This window comes from Moraxella sp. ZY200743, from assembly GCF_050885545.1.
GTDB classification, from domain to species: Bacteria; Pseudomonadota; Gammaproteobacteria; order Pseudomonadales; family Moraxellaceae; genus Moraxella; species Moraxella haemolytica.
Window position 1 is genome coordinate 1,627,193 of record NZ_CP091313.1, and the last position, 18,107, is coordinate 1,645,299.

Sequence of the window (18,107 nt, forward strand, 5' to 3'; positions counted from 1 at the left end):
ATTCAAAATTACTCACTACCAGGCACTTGCGATGTATTAACATTGGGTGTTGGTACAGACTTAGATTCATTTTTTTGCTCACTTTTAGATTCTAAAGCCGACTCTTCTACCTTTGGCTCATTTTTAGACGCCCTGCCCTCTTTTAATTCATCTGTCTTTGATTTAGAGACTTTGCCATCAAGCTGTAGCACACCAAAGACAGTTTGGGCGTCTTGACCTGCCTGCTGAATCTGCATGGTCTGTTCTTGTGATTGCTCATCACCCTCGTTAAGCTCCTCATCGGTGCTGGTGGTGTCCTGCACAGGAATCTCATTGCGAGTTACTTGCAATCTCACCTGTCTAACTTGGCGGATGGATAAATCTCGCACCGTCTCGCCACGCTCATAGTCATCAATGATTTTTAGGTAGTCTGCCATTGGCACAACACTCAAAGCGATACTACCTGTCAGTCCAAAATCTACCGTTTTAGCAGCGGTATTAGCAAGTTCAACGCTATTAAAATTGCCATAAGTTAGAATATATCTGGGATTTTGATTGTCATCAAGATAGCGAAAATAAGCAAACTGGTTGCGATCAGTTGGGCGTAAGTCTAGGTAGTTGGTGATGATTTCATTTTGGCTGACATCCATGAGCTGAACGGTGTATTTTTTGCCTTTAAAATAATGCTTATCCTTAAATTCGGTCGGATAAGCACTCAAATCTCGCACCAAAATTGAAAAGTCAATGGGTGGCACTTCTTTGTTTAATTCCCCCAAAGTCTCAATATGTGCAGGCATCTCTACCGCTTGGCTCTTGTCTTGCTCACCACCATCAGTACTGGTGGTAGTCGGTGCACTGCTAGCAATCCACAAGATGAACCAAGCAAGCGACATCGTCCCTGCCAAAACCAACCAATATAAGGCTTGGCGACGAAAATACTTCTCTTTCATTGCGGCGGTTGTCGCCATAGTCATACCTTTTTAAATTGCTTTTTGATTATTGTAGCAAATTTCAACCGATTGATAAATAATCATCAATAGATGTCAGAACTTTGGTCAATTTTTGCACATCAAAATCCGCCGTTACAAACCCCTTGCCTATGCCATCAAGCAACACCAAACGCATTTTGCCCGCCTGCACTTTTTTATCATGCCCCATCAAGTCAAGAGCTGTCGCTACTTCTATCGCAGGTGGCTTAATGGGCAGATGAAATTTATGTAGCAATCTTGCTACTCGGCTAACAGACGCATGATCAACAAGCCCCATTTCACACGACATGGCAAGTGCTTGCATCATGCCTGCCGACACCGCCTCACCATGCAACCAAACACCATAGCCTTGATGCGTCTCTATCACATGCCCAAAAGTATGCCCAAAGTTTAGCAACGCACGAAGTCCTGATTCTCTTTCATCAGCAGCGACAACATCTGCCTTAAACTGACAACAGCGATGCACCATCTGCATGAGTATATTTCCATCACGAGCATTGATGGCATCACTGTGAGTCTCAAGCCAAGTCAAAAACTCTGCATCTAAAATCAAAGCATATTTCACCACCTCAGCAAGCCCTGCAGCAAACTCTCTAGGTGGCAAAGTATCAAAAGTAGTCATGTCTGCAAGCACCGCCACAGGCTGCCAAAACGCCCCAATCATGTTCTTACCACGAGCATGGTTGATGCCTGTCTTACCACCCACTGACGAATCAACTTGAGCAAGTAGCGTGGTTGGCACTTGAATAAAATTCACACCACGCATGAAACTTGCCGCTGCAAAACCAACCATATCGCCAATCACTCCACCACCCAATGCGATGAGCGTACAATCACGAGCAAAGTGATGCTCAAGCAACACATCGTAGATATGATTAATGCTATCTTGGTTTTTGTGGTGTTCGCCATCTGGCAGTACGCAAGTCGCCACCTTATAACTTGCTGCACTCAATATTTCTACCAATTTATCCAAATAAAACGGTGCAACCACATCGTTGGTAACAACAAGCACCTGCTTGGATTTAATAAATGGCATGATGGGTGTTGCCAAATCCAAATCGCCATTGGTATCTTTTTGGCTTGCGGTAATAAAGATGGGGTAATCGTGGCTTTGTGTATGTACAATTAAATCATGATTTGTCATCATAAACCTGCGTGATTGGTTTGGGTTATGGGTTTGTTGCTGATTGGGATTTTGGTGATTGCCTGCCGCCATCATTGCACCAAAATTGTATTGTATTAGACCATATTAATGATATGCCATAACGGCACAGTCATTTTAATATTTATCCATCTTGCTGCTCTTTGGCATAGTCTGCCAATCTATCTAAAATATCAGACACCATCTGCTTTGGATAAGCACGCCCTGTTGGTACGATGATGGTAGCAACCTCCTGATAGAGCGGATGGCGTTTTTCATAGAGCTTATCTAAGACCGCTCGTGGATTTTCTGTTTGTAGTAATGGGCGGTTTTTGTCTTTTTTGGTGCGAAACAGTTGCGTATCAACATTGGCATCTAAATAAATCACCAAACCTGTTTTTAGTAGCTCTCGGTTCTTGGCACGACCAACTGCACCACCGCCTGTCGCCATGACAATATTTGGCAGGTCAGTCAGCTCCATCAAGGCACGAGTTTCTCTATCTCGAAAACCCTCTTCGCCTTCTTTGGCGAAAATCCACGGAATATCCGCTCCTGTCTGTGCCACGATATAATGGTCGCAATCTACAAAATCACGCCCCAAATGCTTTGCCAGTAGCTTACCAATGGTGGTTTTGCCTGCACCCATCGGACCGACCAAAAAAATAGGTGGTAGCATCTTAGCAAGCCCTTCACTCGTCTTTTCAACCACGACATCTTCAATGATGGCGTTATCACCTTCAAACATTCACAGCTCTTGTATTAATGATATCAAAATGCCCTATCATACAACCTTTGGTAAAATCTTGCTAGTATTTTATGTGCTTTTTTTCTTGGTTGTGCTACTGTATAACATTGACTCTTAGACCAGTTGGTTAAGTTTTCATTGTTTGCACACAATCATCATGGCATGAGTCTGGGTGTAACAAAAATAAGCAATTCTTCTTTATTATCACGGCGATTATCTTGGCGAAATAGCCTACCCACAATCGGTAGGTCGCCAAAAAATGGTACTTTGGTTACGCCATGTTGATTATTTTGCCGATAAATACCGCCTAGTACCACCGTTTGCCCATCATCAACGATGACATTGGTCTCAAGCGAATCTTCTTGAATGGCGATTGCCCCCAGATTGCTAACAGGCGTGCCATTTTTTACATTCAATTTGAGCGTAATTTTACCATCTGGAGTGATGGTTGGTGTCGCCTCTAAGACCAAAGCCGCTTCTTTAAAGACCACATTGGTTGCACCACTTGAAGTCTCTTCTTCATAGGCAATCTGCATGCCCGATGAGATACGAGCTGTCTGCTTATCTGCGGTAAGAACCTTTGGTGTGGAGATGACCTCACCTCGCTGATCTGCCTGCATGGCGGACAGCTCTAAATCAAGCAAAGCATCAGGTAGATTGACCAATCCAAAAGCAATTCGCCCTACAGGATTGGGTGCACCCAAATTGACCGATAAGTTATCAGGTCGGATAGCGGTACTGCCACCGGTGCGTCTTAAATCCCATAAAGTATTGTAAGAACTGCCGATTTGTAGATGATTACCATGCGACAAGACCCCAAAATTCACACCAAGCTCTCGACTAAATCCATCATTAGCACTGACAATTCTTGCCTCAATCATTACCTGCTTGACAGGCACATCAAGCCTTTCAACAAGAGCTTGGATTTGCTCAATATTATCCTTAATATCCTTGATGACAAGCGTGTTGGTGCGAGTATCAACATTTGCCACGCCTCTGGCAGACAACATACCCTCTTTATTCTCACCATCGCTTTTGTAGGTGATTAGTGCTAACAAATTTTTGGCATCGGCATAATTGACACGAATGTACTGAGTATCCAAAGGAAGATATTGCTCTGCTTGTCGCTTGGCTAGGGTATTTTTTTGGGTAACTTGAGCAAGTTCGGTGGGTGATGATATGATGATGACACCATCTTTTTCCTGTTTGATGAGATGCTTGGTCTCAACAACAATGTCAAGTGCTTGCGTCCATGGCACATTATTAAGACGCAGTGTCATATTGCCGATCACCCCATCACTGGCGACAATATTCGCCCCACCTGCGTGTGCCAATACATCAAGCACTGCACGCACAGGCATATCCTGAAATGCCACCGAAATCCTATCACTGCCTTGTGGTGTATTAGCAAGCGATTCACCACATAACATCAGCACACATAGCAACCACAGCTTTTTCATTTGATTTGTTATCCTTTGCTTCTTATTGTCTTTTGCCATCTTAAGATGTCTAATGTGTTAAAGGCAGCTGATGCGTCTGCTCATAATACCGTCCATCTGCTTGCATCATCGCTTCGGCAATCACAACAAAATCCCTACCAACTTGACGAACCTGCCCATGATTTTGCCCCACATACTGCCCCACCTGTACTCGGTGTACCAATCCATCAGCACTGGTGATGAGTGCTATTCTTTGTCCGTTTTGTTCAATAAAACCTTGATAGCGAAGTGTACTCATTGGATACCGCTCTAGCTCTTGGCGTATTCTATTTGTCTGGATGTGAACTTGCCTACCAACAGTAGGCGATTGACTGAGTCCGTTAGGTGTCATCAGATGAGCGGTCTGATTCATGGCAGAGACTTTTTTAGCATCAGCATCAGCTGATGTATTTAGCCCATTTTGAGACTGCATACCATCTGATTTTCCCTGCCCTAAGTCTTGTTTGGAAAATACCACCGCTCTTGGGGTGGCAAAAGGATTACTCTTAGCTTCATAATACGCCAACTGTCGCACCCCATTGATTTGCTTGGGTATGGAAATGGGCGTGGTGGTTGCATGAATATCTGCTAGCCTAACATCAACCTCATCAACGGTCGGTTTTTGACAACCTAACACATTGACCGCCAAGGCGGACAACACCAACAGGCAAGCATGTCTGATGAATAGCGGGTATGATAAGCGTACTATGATTGAATTATTGGACATCTTTTTTATTGTTATCTTTGGTGCGATAAGTCTTGGCGTGGACGGTCATTTGTAACTTAGTCGGTTTTGCCTGCTCGCTTTTACCCATGTCAAAATCATGTATTGTAATGATGATGGGCAGTGCGGTCAATTCACTAAACATCTTTGCCAATTGATGATAATCCCCCACCATCACCATCACAAAACCACGCTCTACGAACAGATCTTGTGGATCTTCTCTTTGTATCCTGATGTCATTCATCTGCACACCGGTTCGTGTGGCGATGGCGTGTAGTTGTTCGGTCAAAACCGACATATTAAAATGGCTAGGCATCTGCTCAAGCAGCACCGATAGCTCACCATTCATGGCGTGCGTCTGGCTTTGAATGACGGTTAGTTGCTGAGCTTTGGCATATTTTTGAGCATACTGATTAACCAATGTTTGTTCTGCCATCATCAATGCCTGATACTCTAGTGTGATGGGCTTAATCAGTAGCAACCAACCAAATCCAAGCACAAATACCGCTAATATTACCAAGACAAGTAGTCGCAGCCATCTAGGTGCTGTACCAAAATTCTCCCAGTTAAGTTCGCCAAGTTGTTGCCAAGTCTGGGTGAACTTATCTTTTATGTTGTCATGCGTACTCATGGTAAGCTCTCCATCAGCTCACTTGATGCCATCTGCCCCAGCGATTCTTCTGATGACACCCCTGCCAAATCAAGTTTTGCTGATAATACAAATCCCACCCAGCCATCCGATTGCTTAGAAAGACTGGTTACCAAGACATCACTAATGACAGGGTTATCTGTTTGCTGAAATCTTTGGGTAAATTGACTGACCATTGCTGCATCTTTGGCGTGTCCTGTGATGGTAAGCACGCCACCTGCATGACTTACCCCATCAAAATAAACCAACCCATGACTACTTAGCGATAAATGCTCAAATAATCTCACCATTGCCACACGATTTTTACCCAAATCATACACCAGTTTTGCTTGTTGTAGTAGTGCCTCTTGCTCGCTTTCAAGGGTTGCAATACTGGCAATTTGTGCATCAAGCATGCCCATGCGAGCCAAAATATCATCATTGATTGCCTGCTGATGGTTCAAATTTTGTTTATGATAAACATAAGTGCCAAACACAGCAAACAATGACAATGCCAATGCTGCAAGCAACCATCGCCGAAATTGCTCGTTTTGTTTTAATTGGCGTAGCTGTCGCCATGGCAACAGATTTATTTTTGGTATGGTATTCATCACACCACTCCTTCATCTGCTCGCATCGCTACACCACACGCCACCACCAAGGACGGCAACAGCGATAAGCTGTCATCACCCAAAGGGTAAGCAACATCCATATGAACAAATGGGTTGGCAAGCTGTACAGACTTATGGCTAATACGAGCAAATTCTTGCACCAACGACTCATCAGCCAGTCCGGATAATATCACCATATCTGTATTCATTTGCACACTTGACTCATGGGCGGTGAGTATCTTTAATAGCTTTTGTGCTTTATCTTGGCATGATGGATTTGCCGGAGTATCTATTTGTGTTGTCCAATCTGTCAAATCACAAACTGGCGTCTGTCCATCATGACACCCTGCTTGATCAGACACCCTACCCCCATCAAAACGAATTTCGTAAGTTTGAGTTACCATCTGCTTGGCATGGTCATCAGATGGCAACTGGTGCAACTTCACATCATCTTGAATGAACGAATCTTTGCGGTGCAACTGCAAAAAAGTATCAAAATCCATGCCCACATCACCATTCTCATCATCGCCGTTCTCTTGACCTATTACCTTGCTCGGCTTAGCACTCAGCTTGGTTTTATCTTTGTTGCCATATATGTCATCAAGCGTATTGGTGGCATTTAGGTGTTCTTTGTGATGATTAAATCCTACAAATACACCATCTGGCTCAATCTGCACTGCATACAAATGCGTCTTAACATCATCAATGTGCAGTACACAAACATGACCCATCAAGGTCTGTACCGTATGACTAAGACCTCTTGCCAAAGCGTACTCTTGTACATCAAGCACATTTAACTCAAGTCCACAGCCAAGAGCAATTTCTACACATTCATCAATCATCTGCTCACGCATGACCACCAATAGCACATGCAATCCGGTCTCGTCAGCACCCACCACCCAAAAGTCAAAACCAACCTCATTAAGTGGATGAGAAATATACTGGCGAGCTTCTAGGCGAATATACAAATCTATGTCATCATCGCTTAATCCTATGGGCAAAACAAGCAGGCGAGTCATGATGGGTGCAGGCGACACCATCGCTACCTGTCCTGATGACACACCACACCGCATCAACAATCGAGACAGTGCCGAACCCACCGCCACCACATTCATCTCATCACCATCTCTGATGAAAGACTCCACCCCAAAGGCTTTAACAAGAAATCCTTTGTGATGTCGCTCCAGAACCACTAATCGCACCGTGGATGCACCAATCTCTATGCCAATCAAAGGTTTGCTGGGGCGATAGATATTGATGGATGTCAAAGCATGACGAAATGCACTAAACATGGTCAATCCCTTACCCACAATAATCAAGACTATACTGATTTAGATAAAGCATTCTCTTTATCCTAGCCATTCTGATTTGGCAGGCGTCTTAATTGCTCTAGATATGCCTCTCGATGCTCATCATTACAAAAGAACCGCTCGCCATCATCTTGACCACCATTTTGCTCCAAGATACCTCGATAGGTCGCAAGCGAATGACCGCAGTGGTTGCAGATACGCATACTAATATCATCACCTTTTTTGGCAAAAAACTCTTTAGGTGGCTTAGGATACATGAACTTAAAAAAAATCTTCATCACAATCAAAATAATGATGACATTGACAATAAACGCAAACATACACTGTCCCAATAATGATTAAAATTTTTAAATAAATATTACTATACCATAAAACCCGACCAAAAACGCCAAAAGCGTAATTATTGTGCTATACTAAGGTATGCCAAGGAATCTAGCATCGTATTTGGCTGATGCGTCGGCACTGTCAAACTTTTTAGTAGCGACAGACACAGCGAGAGTCATTTACCCATATCATCTGATTGCAATTCATACTCAAATTACGCCATGGCGTATTGGACTGAAAATTTGTTAAATTAGGATTATAACAATGTCAAAAACAAAAACCTTAGACCACGAAATGTCTATCCAAAGTGCCGGCACACCGCCAGGCAATATTACCTTTGCCATCATGCAAACCAACTTTTGGGTAGGTGATATTGCCGGTAATGTCAAAAAGATGAGTGCTTTAGCCCTTGATGCTAAAAGCAAAGGGGCAGATATCGTCATCTTTCCTGAGCTGTCTTTGATTGGCTATCCGCCAGAAGATTTGCTACTGCGTCCCACGCTATCTGAACGAGTTAAATTCGCCATGAACGAACTGGCCAAAATTGACGGCATTGTCATCATCTTAGGATATCCACACATCGACCAGCACGGTACTTTTAACTCAGCGGCGATTTTGCAAGGTGGTAGCCAAAAAGGCTTTTATCATAAGCAATGCCTGCCCAATTACGGCATTTTTGATGAGCATCGCTACTTTAATAAAGGCTATAATCAGGTCTTGTTTGATTATAAAGGAGCGACCATTGGACTGTTGATTTGCGAAGATATTTGGCACGACAAACCCATCGCCACCTTGAAAGAAGAAGGGGTGGATTTGGTCGTGGTTATTAACGCTTCACCTTTTGAAGTAGGCAAACAAGAAAAACGCAAAGAGCTTTTGGCATGCCACGCCAAAACGCACGAACTACCCATCATCTATGCCAACACTGTCGGTGCTCAAGACGACATCGTCTTTGATGGCGGTTCGCTATTGGTTCAGGCAGATGGTAGTGTTGCTCACGAAGGCTCAAGATTTTTAAATCAGCTCATCATGGCACAGTTTGACCCAAAAACCAAGCGTTTTGATGAACAATTAAAAGCTCCACTTGTTTTATCCGAAGAATCTGAAATGTATCAGGCTTTGGTTGTTGGTCTGCGTGATTATGTCAATCGCTCTGGTTTTAAAGGCGTGATTGTCGGTTTATCAGGCGGTATTGACAGTGCATTAACCTTGTGTATGGCGGTTGATGCTTTGGGTGCGGATAAAGTCTATGCCGTGATGATGCCTTATGAATTTACCTCCAATATGAGCCTTGAAGATGCTGCTACCCAAGCTGCTCGCTTAAATGTTTCGTACACCGTTTGCCCAATTCATGATGCAGTAGAAGGGCTTAGAGCCACACTTGCACCACTGCTTGCCAACAGTGCTCCTGATAGCACTGAAGAGAATCTGCAGGCTCGTGCTCGTGGTACTATTTTGATGGCATTATCCAATAAATTTGGGCATATGGTCATCAGTACTGGTAACAAATCTGAAAATGCTGTTGGATATTCAACGCTATATGGCGATATGGTTGGTGGTTTTGATATGCTAAAAGATGTCTATAAGACCGATGTATACCGTCTAGCCAACTACCGCAACCGCCTAGAAGACAATCCTGTCATTCCTGAGCGTGTCATCACTCGTGCCCCATCTGCCGAGTTACGCCCAGGTCAGACCGACCAAGATAGCCTGCCTGATTATGAAGTTCTGGACGCCATTTTGCGTATGTATATCGATGAAGATTTGGGTTATAAGGCAATCTGTGCGACAGGCTTTGAACCCAATTTAGTAGAAAGAGTGCTACACATGGTGGATAATGCCGAACACAAACGCCGTCAAGGGGCAATCGGCACCAAAATCAGTCAAAAATCATTCGGTCGAGAGCGTCGCTACCCATTGGTCAACGGCTGGTCAATCACTGGGGAATTTTAATCTCCTTATCAATACAATAAAAAGCATCGAGATATTCGGTGCTTTTTATTATCACGCCATCAAACAGCATAAACCAAACCATCAGAATGATTGTTGCAATGGGCGCAACAAGTCTGTTAGTCCTTTCACTCACTCCCAACAAAAATCTACGGTTCATATTTGTAATCCATCAATATTTATTCTATATTATTAAAAGATGAAAAACATTCTATGTTGACAATTTCATTATTGATGCAACTAAATCTTCGTAGTCAATACATTGATTAAGTTTAAATACACATCGTAATAATTAGGATAAAATTCATGAAGCACTTTAAATTAACCAAAATTTCCATTGTAACCGCAATCTTATTTTCAGCGACTTCAGTTATGGCCAATTCAAACACATCAGCCCAATTAGACGGCACACAATCTGACCCCATCACACTTGGCATCATGCAAGGGTTTCCACCACCTGCCGATAAAACCGTTAATCTTGCCAATGCACAACAATTTCCTCAAATCCGTTGGGCATTTAGCAATGTTCGCAGTATCACCCCCACTAAGGTTGTCTCTGCTGCTCGTGAAGGGCAATATCAATTTCCGACTGCGATTGATGACAACATTGGCAAAATCATGTTCACCCCACAGTTTTTACCCAAAGACCAACGCCAGCCTTTGACCGTAGAAGATGCTTTTGCTCGCAAAGTCTATGGCGATTCAATGATAGTATTACACAAAGGTCGTATCGTCTATGACAAGACCTTTAACAATGCCTACGACCCCATTGATGGCACACACCTGCTCATGTCAGTTACCAAAAGTTTTACAGGCACGCTTGCCGCTCAGCTGATTCATGAAGGCGTGATTGATGACACCAAGCCTGTCACCCACTATGTGCCAGAACTTGCAAGCTCAGCATGGGGAGATGCTACCGTGCGTCAAGTGCTTGATATGACCGCATCACTAGATTATAGTGAAGACTATGCCGACCCTGATGCAGAGATTGTCGCTTTTGGTAAAGCAACCACACCTGGTCTGCAAGAAAAAGACTATGATGGTCCAAAAAATACCTATGAATTCTTAACAACAGTGGAAAAAGAGACACACCCGCACGACACAGGATTTGAATACAAAACCGTAAATACTGATGTCATGGCTTGGATCATCGCTCGTGCCACAGGCAAGAGTGTGGATGTGCTATTCTCGGAACGATTCTTTAAGCCAATGGGGGCGAATGTCGATGGCTATATGCAGATTGACGGTGCTGGCATTCCTTTTGCAGGCGGTGGCATGAGTATGAATCTGCGTGATATGGCAAAGTTTGGCGAAATGATGCGAAATGGCGGACAATTTAACGGCAAACAAATCATTGCAAAAGAAGTTGTGGCTGACACCATGCGTGGTGGCGATCGTGCCAAATTTGCCACAGGTGGCTACCCCAACCTAAAAGGCTGGAGCTATCGTAATATGTGGTGGGTAACACACAATGACAATGGTGCGTATATGGCTCGTGGTATTCATGGTCAAGCCATCTACATTGACCCAAAAGCCGAAATGGTCATTGTTCGTTTTTCATCCAACCCTGTGGCAAGCAATGCTCATAACGACCCTTGGTCGCTACCTACTTATCAAGCGATTGCTGATTATTTGATGAAAAAATCTTAATAACCAAACCAAAAGCAATGCCAAAATAGTCGGCATCATACCAAGGTGGCAATCTTACCACCTTTTCATAAAATCAAGGAGATAGTCATGCGTTTACAAGACAAAATTGCCATCATCACAGGTGCAGGCTCAGGCTTGGGTGCTTATACCGCCAAAGCTTTTGCCGAACAAGGAGCATCTGTCGTCATCGCTGATATTAACAAAGAAGCAGGACTTCAAACCGAACAAGAGATTCTTGCAAATGGTGGCAAGGCAGTGTTCATACCACTTGATGTAACCAGTGAAACTTCATGGGCATCACTGGTGGAACAGACCATTACCACTTTTGGCAAGCTCGATGTACTGGTCAATAGTGCCGGTATTGTCATCTCTAAGCCAATTGAAGACAGTAGTTTAGAAGATTTAAAAAAATCTTTTGCCTTAAATGTCGAAGGTCCATTTTTAGGCATCAAAGCAGTTGCTCCTGCCATGCGTCAAAATGGCGGTGGCTCTATTGTTACCATCGCCTCTATGTCAGGTATTTTGGGACTAAGCCGCGCTGCACCTTATAGCACCTCCAAAGGAGCTGTACGACTGCTGTGTAAATCAGCAGCGATGGATTTTGCCAAAAAAGGGGATAATATCCGTGTAAACATCGTCAACCCTTCTTATGTTCGCACACCCATGCTAGAATCAGTATATAGCGATGAGCAAATCAAATCGCTTGAGAGTTTTGTACCTTTAGGGCGTTTGGGTAGCTTGGATGATGTCGCCAACGCAATCATTTATCTTGCTTCTGACGAGTCGTCCTTTGTTACTGGTTTTGATTTAAATCTTGATGGTGGTTTTACCGCCGGTAACTAACCCCAAAACCGCCCAAAAAATCCTTGGGCGGTTTTTTATGTCCAATACAGCAAGTGCCAAGTTTTTATAAAATCAGCATACTCTGTAAAAATTGTATGAAAAGTCGCATTTAATAATACAAAAAAACACCCCATTTATAGGGCAAAGTGGGCGAAAGAGAATGCGTGAATTTAATAATACAAAAAACACCCCATTTATAGGGGCGTTTTTTGTTTGCAGAGCAAAATTAACCGAATAGATGATCAATGGCTGCACGCTCTTCTTCTAGCTCATTTAGCGTGATGTTGATACGCTCTTGGCTAAATTCATCAATTTCCAAACCTTGAACGATGGTGTATTCGCCATTCTCGGTAGTTACAGGGAAACCGAACATGACACCTTCTGGGATACCATAAGAACCATCAGATGGGATACCCATTGTTACCCACTCACCATTTGTGCCAAGTGCCCAATCACGCATATGGTCAATGGCAGCATTAGCAGCAGAAGCGGCTGATGACAGACCACGAGCTTCAATAATTGCTGCACCACGCTTACCAACAGTAGGCAAGAAAGTATTAGCATTCCATTCTTGATCGTTAATCATGTCTTTTACAGATTCACCGTCAATGGTTGCATAGCGGTAGTCAGCATACATGGTTGGGCTGTGGTTACCCCAAACGGTAAGTTTTTTAATGTCTTTGACTTGTTTGCCAACCTTCTTCGCTACTTGAGTTAAAGCACGGTTGTGATCTAAGCGTAGCATGGCAGTGAAGTTCTTAGCAGGTAGATCTGGTGCTGACTTCATGGCGATATAAGCGTTGGTGTTAGCAGGGTTACCCACAACCAATACTTTCACATCACGGCTAGCCACATCATTTAGAGCTTTACCTTGCACAGTAAAAATCTTAGCGTTTTCTTGAAGTAGGTCAGCACGCTCCATGCCTGGACCACGGGGTCTTGCACCAACCAATAGTGCATAATCAGCATCTTTGAACGCCACATTTGGGTCATCTGTACCAATCACATCAGCCAGTAGTGGGAATGCACAGTCATCAAGCTCCATAATGACGCCCTGTAGGGCTTGCTGAGCTTTTTCATTAGGAATTTCTAGAAGTTGTAAAATCACAGGCTGGTCTTTACCAAGCATCTCACCTGATGCGATACGAAATAGTAGGCTGTAACCAATTTGACCTGCGGCACCAGTTACCGCAACACGGACAGGTTGTTTGCTCATGACATTATCCTTTTTATAGAAAAAGTGAATTTTGGGTAATTTTGTAACTTCAAAACCATTTCAAAAATCACAAAATTGTCTTAGTGTAGCACTTTTGATGGCAAATCGCAAAGCCAAAACCGCTTTATTTTTTAAATAAATTTTGGCTATTTTTATCAAAATTAGTATGCCGTCATCAACTACCGATATCAATAGCGTGGCGACACCACCCCCATGCGTTCAGAGATGGGCATATTATTACCCAATAACACTCCATAAATCGTGGCGTTCTCCATCACATGCTTGACATAATCACGAGTCTCAGCGTATGGAATTGCTTCAACATATTGGTCAGCAGCGATCGTACCATGTGCCGGTAGCCACTTTCTGGCAGGTGTTGTGCCTGCATTATAGGCGGCGGTAGCAGGGGCGATTTGCCCATTAAAATCACGCATCTTATCCGACAGATACCAAGTACCGTAACGAATATTGGTATCTGGGTCTTTGGCATCACCACTAGCACCAATCTTACGAGCAATCATCTTGGCGGTATCTGGCATGATTTGCATCAATCCCCCTGCCCCCACGCCTGAGCGTGCACTTGGCTGAAAACGACTCTCTTGACGCATGATGCCATACGCCCACTCAGGAAAAATACCAACATTACGACTATATGCCATCACACTATTTTGGTAAGGCACAGGGTGTGATAGTGCTGCAGCTCTTAGGTTTGGCATATTGTCAATGGCATAAATACTGCGGTGATACTCTCCCATATCGTGTGCACGCTTAGCAGCAGCAAGGGTTAGCGTATTGTCATTGGCATCTCTGGCTTTTTTGACCGCCCAATTCCACTCACGACCAATGTGTTCTGGATTGACATTATTATCCATCATGATAAAGGCACGAGCAAAATGCGGATTATTCATCACACGCCAAGCATCTTGGCGACTGATGTTCGGCAAAGTATTGCCACCTATCTCCGATAAACTTAGTCTTTGCCCAAGCCTGTCTTTAGCAAGCAATCCATAATAATCAACACCTGTAGATAAGGCTTGATAGATGCGTTGTGCTTCTGCTTGCTTACCTGTTTGTTCGTATCCACGAGCCAACCAGTATTGCCATACTCGTTCGCCCTGATGCACAGCATTCATCTGACCAATCGCCAAAATAACATCTTGCCACTGACCAAAATAAATCGCCGCTTGTGCATAGTCTTCTGCTTCTTCTAGATTAAAAGGCTCTCCCATACTGGCTCTAAACCAATGTACCGCATCCACACTAAAGCCATCATCAGTATTCATGTTCATGCGTTTGACCGCAATGCTACGATAAGCATAACGCCTTGCCATGTCAGAAAGCAGTTTATTGGCTCTGGCATTATCTTGGCTGATGTCATAATTTAACTGCAAGATGGCTTCATTATACGAACGATGGGCAAGCTGACTGATGGCATAAACATAAAGATACTGGTTCACCTCGCTGTATTCTTGCGTGCTAAATTGTCCAAAAAAGCCATTTGGGTTATCAGCAATGCCTCGCAAAATCTCAAAAGAAATGGGCAATCCCAAACGAAAAGACAGGCTTAAAATCTCACTGGCTTTATCTAGCGGTGCTTGACGACTAGATAACTGACGGCGGTCGATACGCATCATGCGAATGAGTCGCTCATGGTGGTCGGTGCGATTGATACGAGAGTTTTGTGCCATTTCATTGGCTAATTTTTCACACAAAGAATGTCTGGTGTTATAAGTATTGAGCCAGATATTGGGTTTTTGCTCCAACGCCCGATATGACTCACTGCCTTGATTATAACCAAGTGCAATCGCACACGCCTCAGAAGCATCAGCGTTTTCAATAGATCCTGCCACCTCACGCACAGCCGAATAATCGCCTTTACGAGCTTTCGTCTCAGCGTAGTCAGCTGCCAATTTTTCCGCCATGACATGACCTTGATACTTATTGGCAAAGTTATTCACCGTCTGCGGTTCTTGTGATGATAGATTGTAATTCAAACGCCAATATTCAGGATAAGCGGCAAACAGCGTACCTTGCATACTCTGCTCATATTGATATAAGGCGGCAGGGTTTGATTTTTGGCGTTCAGCCTCAATGAACTGATAAATACTGCCATCGTTGACATCATCTTGGGCACACGCCACCTGCATCATCAGACCGCAAAGCACGGATATAAAGGCGATTGATTCATGTTTTTTTGTTAATGTCATTGCAAGCACCCTTTTTATTAAAGACCTTAAAAATTACAATTTTAAATATTAAACACATCTTAGAAACTGGGCATTAATTATACCTAAATCCAGCAACCCAATGAATAAAAATCCAAGCAGATGCAATTGGCATAGCCTAACAAACTCACCTAACAACCATGTATAAAAGTTGTAAAATTCACTCAGTTTAACCAAAATATGATGAAATCTTAACCAATTTTAGCCATCACTTTGACAACTTGACCATTTTACCAACCCAAGCATCAAATCGCCACAATTTCGCACCATCATTCACAAAAAATCCCTGCTACCACCCAAAGCATGATATAATAATGAATTTAACACTGACGCATTGCCAGCAAACCCTTGGAGAAAACCATGACCGTTGCTACCTTCAATCCAAAAGCACCACACTCAACCACCCAAAAAACCACACCTGTGGCAATGAGTACCGCACACCCCCCAAGCACCGCCAAAAAAGTGTTCATCGCAACCCAAGGCTGTCAGATGAATGAATACGACTCCGAGAAGATGGGCGATGTGTTAGGGCAATCACACGGCATGATAATCACAAAAGACATCAACGAAGCCGATGTGCTAATCATGAATACCTGCTCAATTCGTGAAAAGGCACAAGAAAAAGTATTCTCCGAGCTGGGCAGATGGCGTAAATTAAAAGAAAAAAATCCCAATCTTGTCATCGGCGTGGGTGGCTGTGTAGCAAGCCAAGAAGGCGATAATATCCAAAAACGCGCCCCATATGTGGACATGGTCTTTGGACCGCAGACCTTGCATCGCCTGCCAGAATTATACGAACAGTCCACCAAGCAGTCCATAGAAACCCCAAAAAACCGCATTGGCGTGGTTGATGTATCATTCCCAAGCATTGAAAAATTTGACTTTTTGCCCGAGCCAAAAGTTGATGGCTATAAGGCATTCGTCTCCATCATGGAAGGCTGTTCAAAATACTGCTCATTTTGCGTTGTGCCTTATACTCGTGGCGAAGAGCTGTCTCGTCCGCTTGACGATGTCTTAGCCGAAATTGATAGCCTTGCCGAGCAAGGTGTGCGTGAAATCAATCTGCTTGGACAAAATGTCAATGGCTACCGTGGCGAAAAGGACGATGGCACGATTTGCCGTTTTAGCGAGCTACTTCACTATGTGTCGCACATTGACGGTATCGAACGCATTCGCTACACCACAAGCCACCCACTTGAATTTACCGATGACATCATCGATGCTTACAAAGTACTGCCAAAGCTAGTCTCTCATCTGCACTTGCCTGTGCAAAGCGGTTCAAATAATATCTTAAAAGCAATGAAACGCAATCACACCATCAATGTTTATGTCAATCAAATCGCAAAACTAAGACAGATTCGCCCCGATTTGCATTTGTCTAGCGATTTTATCATCGGTTTTCCAGGTGAGACAGATGAGGATTTTAATGATACCTTGCAGCTTGCCAAAGAGCTAGATTTTGACCATTCTTATAGTTTTATTTATTCAAAGCGTCCAGGTACACCTGCATCGGATTTGCCTGATGATGTCAGCCTTGACACCAAAAAAGCACGCTTGGCTGAATTTCAAGAAGTCATTAAACATTCTACTTTTGCCAAGACGGCAGCAATGGTTGGGAAGGCGGTGCGTGTACTGGTCGAAGAGCGTGCTAACCGCCGTGATGGCTACTTGCATGGCACAGCAGATAATACTCGCTCAGTCATCTTTAAAGCCGGTGATGAACTGCTCGGCAAATTTGTCAATATTCACATCACGCACGCCATCAGTATGCACTTGGTTGAGGGCGATTTGGTAGAAGTTTTAGGCTAATTAACGCATTGATACCGAACAAACCGCAATGAAATGCCTACACTTAAGCAATATTTATATGCAATGCAATCAAACAATCGTGCTATAATCAAACAATCAGTATAGGCGAAGTCGTGCTTATGTCGAGCTAACCCATTTAAGGCTAAATGGACAACCAAATAACCTCAGATTAAGGAGAAAGTCATGCTAGGTGATATTGACTATACCATCAACGAACTGTTTAAGCAGTTAGGTCTTGATAGCTCAGATGAAGCCATTGAAGCATTTGTCTGCACCAATCAACTACCCCAAGAAGTGCAGTTAATTGAAGCACCTTTTTGGACCGAACGCCAACGCAATTTTTTAAAAGAAGAATATAAGCTAGATGCTGTCTGGTCGCTGACCATCGATGAGTTAAACACTCGCCTACATCAAGATGCCATGTCAAAGTAAGGTTTTATCTTACATACATCATCTTAAAAAACGCCTGATTATCTAATAATTAG

General features: G+C 43.5%; 16 protein-coding genes. 5 read left to right on the forward strand and 11 right to left on the reverse strand.

Going from position 1 to position 18,107, the window contains the following annotated elements; translation table 11 throughout:
* Positions 1–8 precede the first annotated feature (8 nt).
* The 9 genes from L3D27_RS08025 to L3D27_RS08065 form a co-directional block, all read right to left on the reverse strand.
* On the reverse strand, positions 9–947 hold the full coding sequence (locus L3D27_RS08025) for a hypothetical protein (protein WP_432480858.1): 939 nt from the start codon (positions 945–947) through the stop codon (positions 9–11).
* 43 nt (positions 948–990) lie between these two features.
* Positions 991–2,112, reverse strand: coding sequence for a 3-dehydroquinate synthase (gene aroB, locus L3D27_RS08030; protein ID WP_432481897.1), 1,122 nt, complete (start codon positions 2,110–2,112; stop codon positions 991–993).
* Between the two features lie 142 nt (positions 2,113–2,254).
* Positions 2,255–2,785: a shikimate kinase gene (locus tag L3D27_RS08035; RefSeq protein WP_432481898.1), complete on the reverse strand. Its 531-nt coding sequence runs from the start codon at positions 2,783–2,785 to the stop codon at positions 2,255–2,257.
* 224 nt (positions 2,786–3,009) lie between these two features.
* Positions 3,010–4,314 carry a type IV pilus secretin PilQ gene (locus L3D27_RS08040; protein ID WP_432480859.1) on the reverse strand — a complete coding sequence of 435 codons (1,305 nt, stop codon included), beginning with the start codon at positions 4,312–4,314 and terminating at the stop codon, positions 3,010–3,012.
* 49 nt (positions 4,315–4,363) lie between these two features.
* Positions 4,364–5,059 (reverse strand): pilus assembly protein PilP, encoded by a 696-nt coding sequence (locus L3D27_RS08045; RefSeq protein ID WP_432480860.1) that lies wholly within the window; start codon positions 5,057–5,059, stop codon positions 4,364–4,366.
* Complete coding sequence (locus tag L3D27_RS08050) at positions 5,049–5,687, reverse strand: type 4a pilus biogenesis protein PilO (RefSeq protein WP_432480861.1); 639 nt, start codon at positions 5,685–5,687, stop codon at positions 5,049–5,051. Before L3D27_RS08050 ends, L3D27_RS08045 begins: the two co-directional genes overlap by 11 nt.
* Positions 5,684–6,295, reverse strand: a complete 612-nt coding sequence (locus tag L3D27_RS08055; RefSeq protein ID WP_432480862.1) for a PilN domain-containing protein — start codon at positions 6,293–6,295, stop codon at positions 5,684–5,686. The genes L3D27_RS08050 and L3D27_RS08055 overlap by 4 nt, the downstream gene beginning before the upstream one ends.
* Entirely contained in the window at positions 6,295–7,587 is a 1,293-nt protein-coding gene (pilM, locus tag L3D27_RS08060) for a type IV pilus biogenesis protein PilM (protein ID WP_432480863.1), read from the reverse strand. The genes L3D27_RS08055 and pilM overlap by 1 nt, the downstream gene beginning before the upstream one ends.
* Positions 7,588–7,649: 62 nt before the next feature.
* On the reverse strand, positions 7,650–7,925 hold the full coding sequence (locus L3D27_RS08065; protein WP_284673180.1) for a hypothetical protein: 276 nt from the start codon (positions 7,923–7,925) through the stop codon (positions 7,650–7,652).
* Positions 7,926–8,223: 298 nt separating this feature from the next.
* Here L3D27_RS08065 and L3D27_RS08070 point away from each other — a divergent pair, with 298 nt between their 5' ends.
* From L3D27_RS08070 to L3D27_RS08080, 3 genes are all read left to right on the forward strand, one after another.
* Positions 8,224–9,882: an NAD+ synthase gene (locus L3D27_RS08070; protein ID WP_432481899.1), complete on the forward strand. Its 1,659-nt coding sequence runs from the start codon at positions 8,224–8,226 to the stop codon at positions 9,880–9,882.
* 303 nt (positions 9,883–10,185) lie between these two features.
* A complete protein-coding gene (locus tag L3D27_RS08075) occupies positions 10,186–11,529 on the forward strand; it encodes a serine hydrolase domain-containing protein (protein WP_432480864.1) in 1,344 nt (447 codons plus the stop codon).
* A gap of 87 nt (positions 11,530–11,616) precedes the next feature.
* Complete coding sequence (locus L3D27_RS08080) at positions 11,617–12,372, forward strand: SDR family NAD(P)-dependent oxidoreductase (protein WP_432480865.1); 756 nt, start codon at positions 11,617–11,619, stop codon at positions 12,370–12,372.
* Positions 12,373–12,598: 226 nt separating this feature from the next.
* Here the strand turns inward: L3D27_RS08080 and L3D27_RS08085 are convergent, their stop codons facing one another.
* Entirely contained in the window at positions 12,599–13,588 is a 990-nt protein-coding gene (locus L3D27_RS08085) for a malate dehydrogenase (protein WP_284673183.1), read from the reverse strand.
* Between the two features lie 188 nt (positions 13,589–13,776).
* Positions 13,777–15,795 carry a lytic transglycosylase domain-containing protein gene (locus L3D27_RS08090; protein ID WP_432480866.1) on the reverse strand — a complete coding sequence of 673 codons (2,019 nt, stop codon included), beginning with the start codon at positions 15,793–15,795 and terminating at the stop codon, positions 13,777–13,779.
* Between the two features lie 378 nt (positions 15,796–16,173).
* Here L3D27_RS08090 and miaB point away from each other — a divergent pair, with 378 nt between their 5' ends.
* Complete coding sequence (miaB, locus tag L3D27_RS08095) at positions 16,174–17,622, forward strand: tRNA (N6-isopentenyl adenosine(37)-C2)-methylthiotransferase MiaB (protein ID WP_432480867.1); 1,449 nt, start codon at positions 16,174–16,176, stop codon at positions 17,620–17,622.
* Between the two features lie 183 nt (positions 17,623–17,805).
* Positions 17,806–18,054, forward strand: coding sequence for a DUF2789 domain-containing protein (locus L3D27_RS08100; RefSeq protein WP_284673186.1), 249 nt, complete (start codon positions 17,806–17,808; stop codon positions 18,052–18,054).
* The last annotated feature ends 53 nt before the right edge of the window (positions 18,055–18,107 follow it).

Coding starts and splice junctions, on each gene's coding strand:
- L3D27_RS08025 (WP_432480858.1), bottom strand. CDS start 947: ATGGCGACAACCGCCGCAATGAAAGAGAAGTATTTTCGTCGCCAAGCC.
- aroB (WP_432481897.1), bottom strand. CDS start 2,112: ATGACAAATCATGATTTAATTGTACATACACAAAGCCACGATTACCCC.
- L3D27_RS08035 (WP_432481898.1), bottom strand. CDS start 2,785: ATGCTACCACCTATTTTTTTGGTCGGTCCGATGGGTGCAGGCAAAACC.
- L3D27_RS08040 (WP_432480859.1), bottom strand. CDS start 4,314: ATGAAAAAGCTGTGGTTGCTATGTGTGCTGATGTTATGTGGTGAATCG.
- L3D27_RS08045 (WP_432480860.1), bottom strand. CDS start 5,059: ATGTCCAATAATTCAATCATAGTACGCTTATCATACCCGCTATTCATC.
- L3D27_RS08050 (WP_432480861.1), bottom strand. CDS start 5,687: ATGAGTACGCATGACAACATAAAAGATAAGTTCACCCAGACTTGGCAA.
- L3D27_RS08055 (WP_432480862.1), bottom strand. CDS start 6,295: ATGAATACCATACCAAAAATAAATCTGTTGCCATGGCGACAGCTACGC.
- pilM (WP_432480863.1), bottom strand. CDS start 7,587: ATGTTTAGTGCATTTCGTCATGCTTTGACATCCATCAATATCTATCGC.
- L3D27_RS08065 (WP_284673180.1), bottom strand. CDS start 7,925: ATGTTTGCGTTTATTGTCAATGTCATCATTATTTTGATTGTGATGAAG.
- L3D27_RS08070 (WP_432481899.1), top strand. CDS start 8,224: ATGTCTATCCAAAGTGCCGGCACACCGCCAGGCAATATTACCTTTGCC.
- L3D27_RS08075 (WP_432480864.1), top strand. CDS start 10,186: ATGAAGCACTTTAAATTAACCAAAATTTCCATTGTAACCGCAATCTTA.
- L3D27_RS08080 (WP_432480865.1), top strand. CDS start 11,617: ATGCGTTTACAAGACAAAATTGCCATCATCACAGGTGCAGGCTCAGGC.
- L3D27_RS08085 (WP_284673183.1), bottom strand. CDS start 13,588: ATGAGCAAACAACCTGTCCGTGTTGCGGTAACTGGTGCCGCAGGTCAA.
- L3D27_RS08090 (WP_432480866.1), bottom strand. CDS start 15,795: ATGACATTAACAAAAAAACATGAATCAATCGCCTTTATATCCGTGCTT.
- miaB (WP_432480867.1), top strand. CDS start 16,174: ATGACCGTTGCTACCTTCAATCCAAAAGCACCACACTCAACCACCCAA.
- L3D27_RS08100 (WP_284673186.1), top strand. CDS start 17,806: ATGCTAGGTGATATTGACTATACCATCAACGAACTGTTTAAGCAGTTA.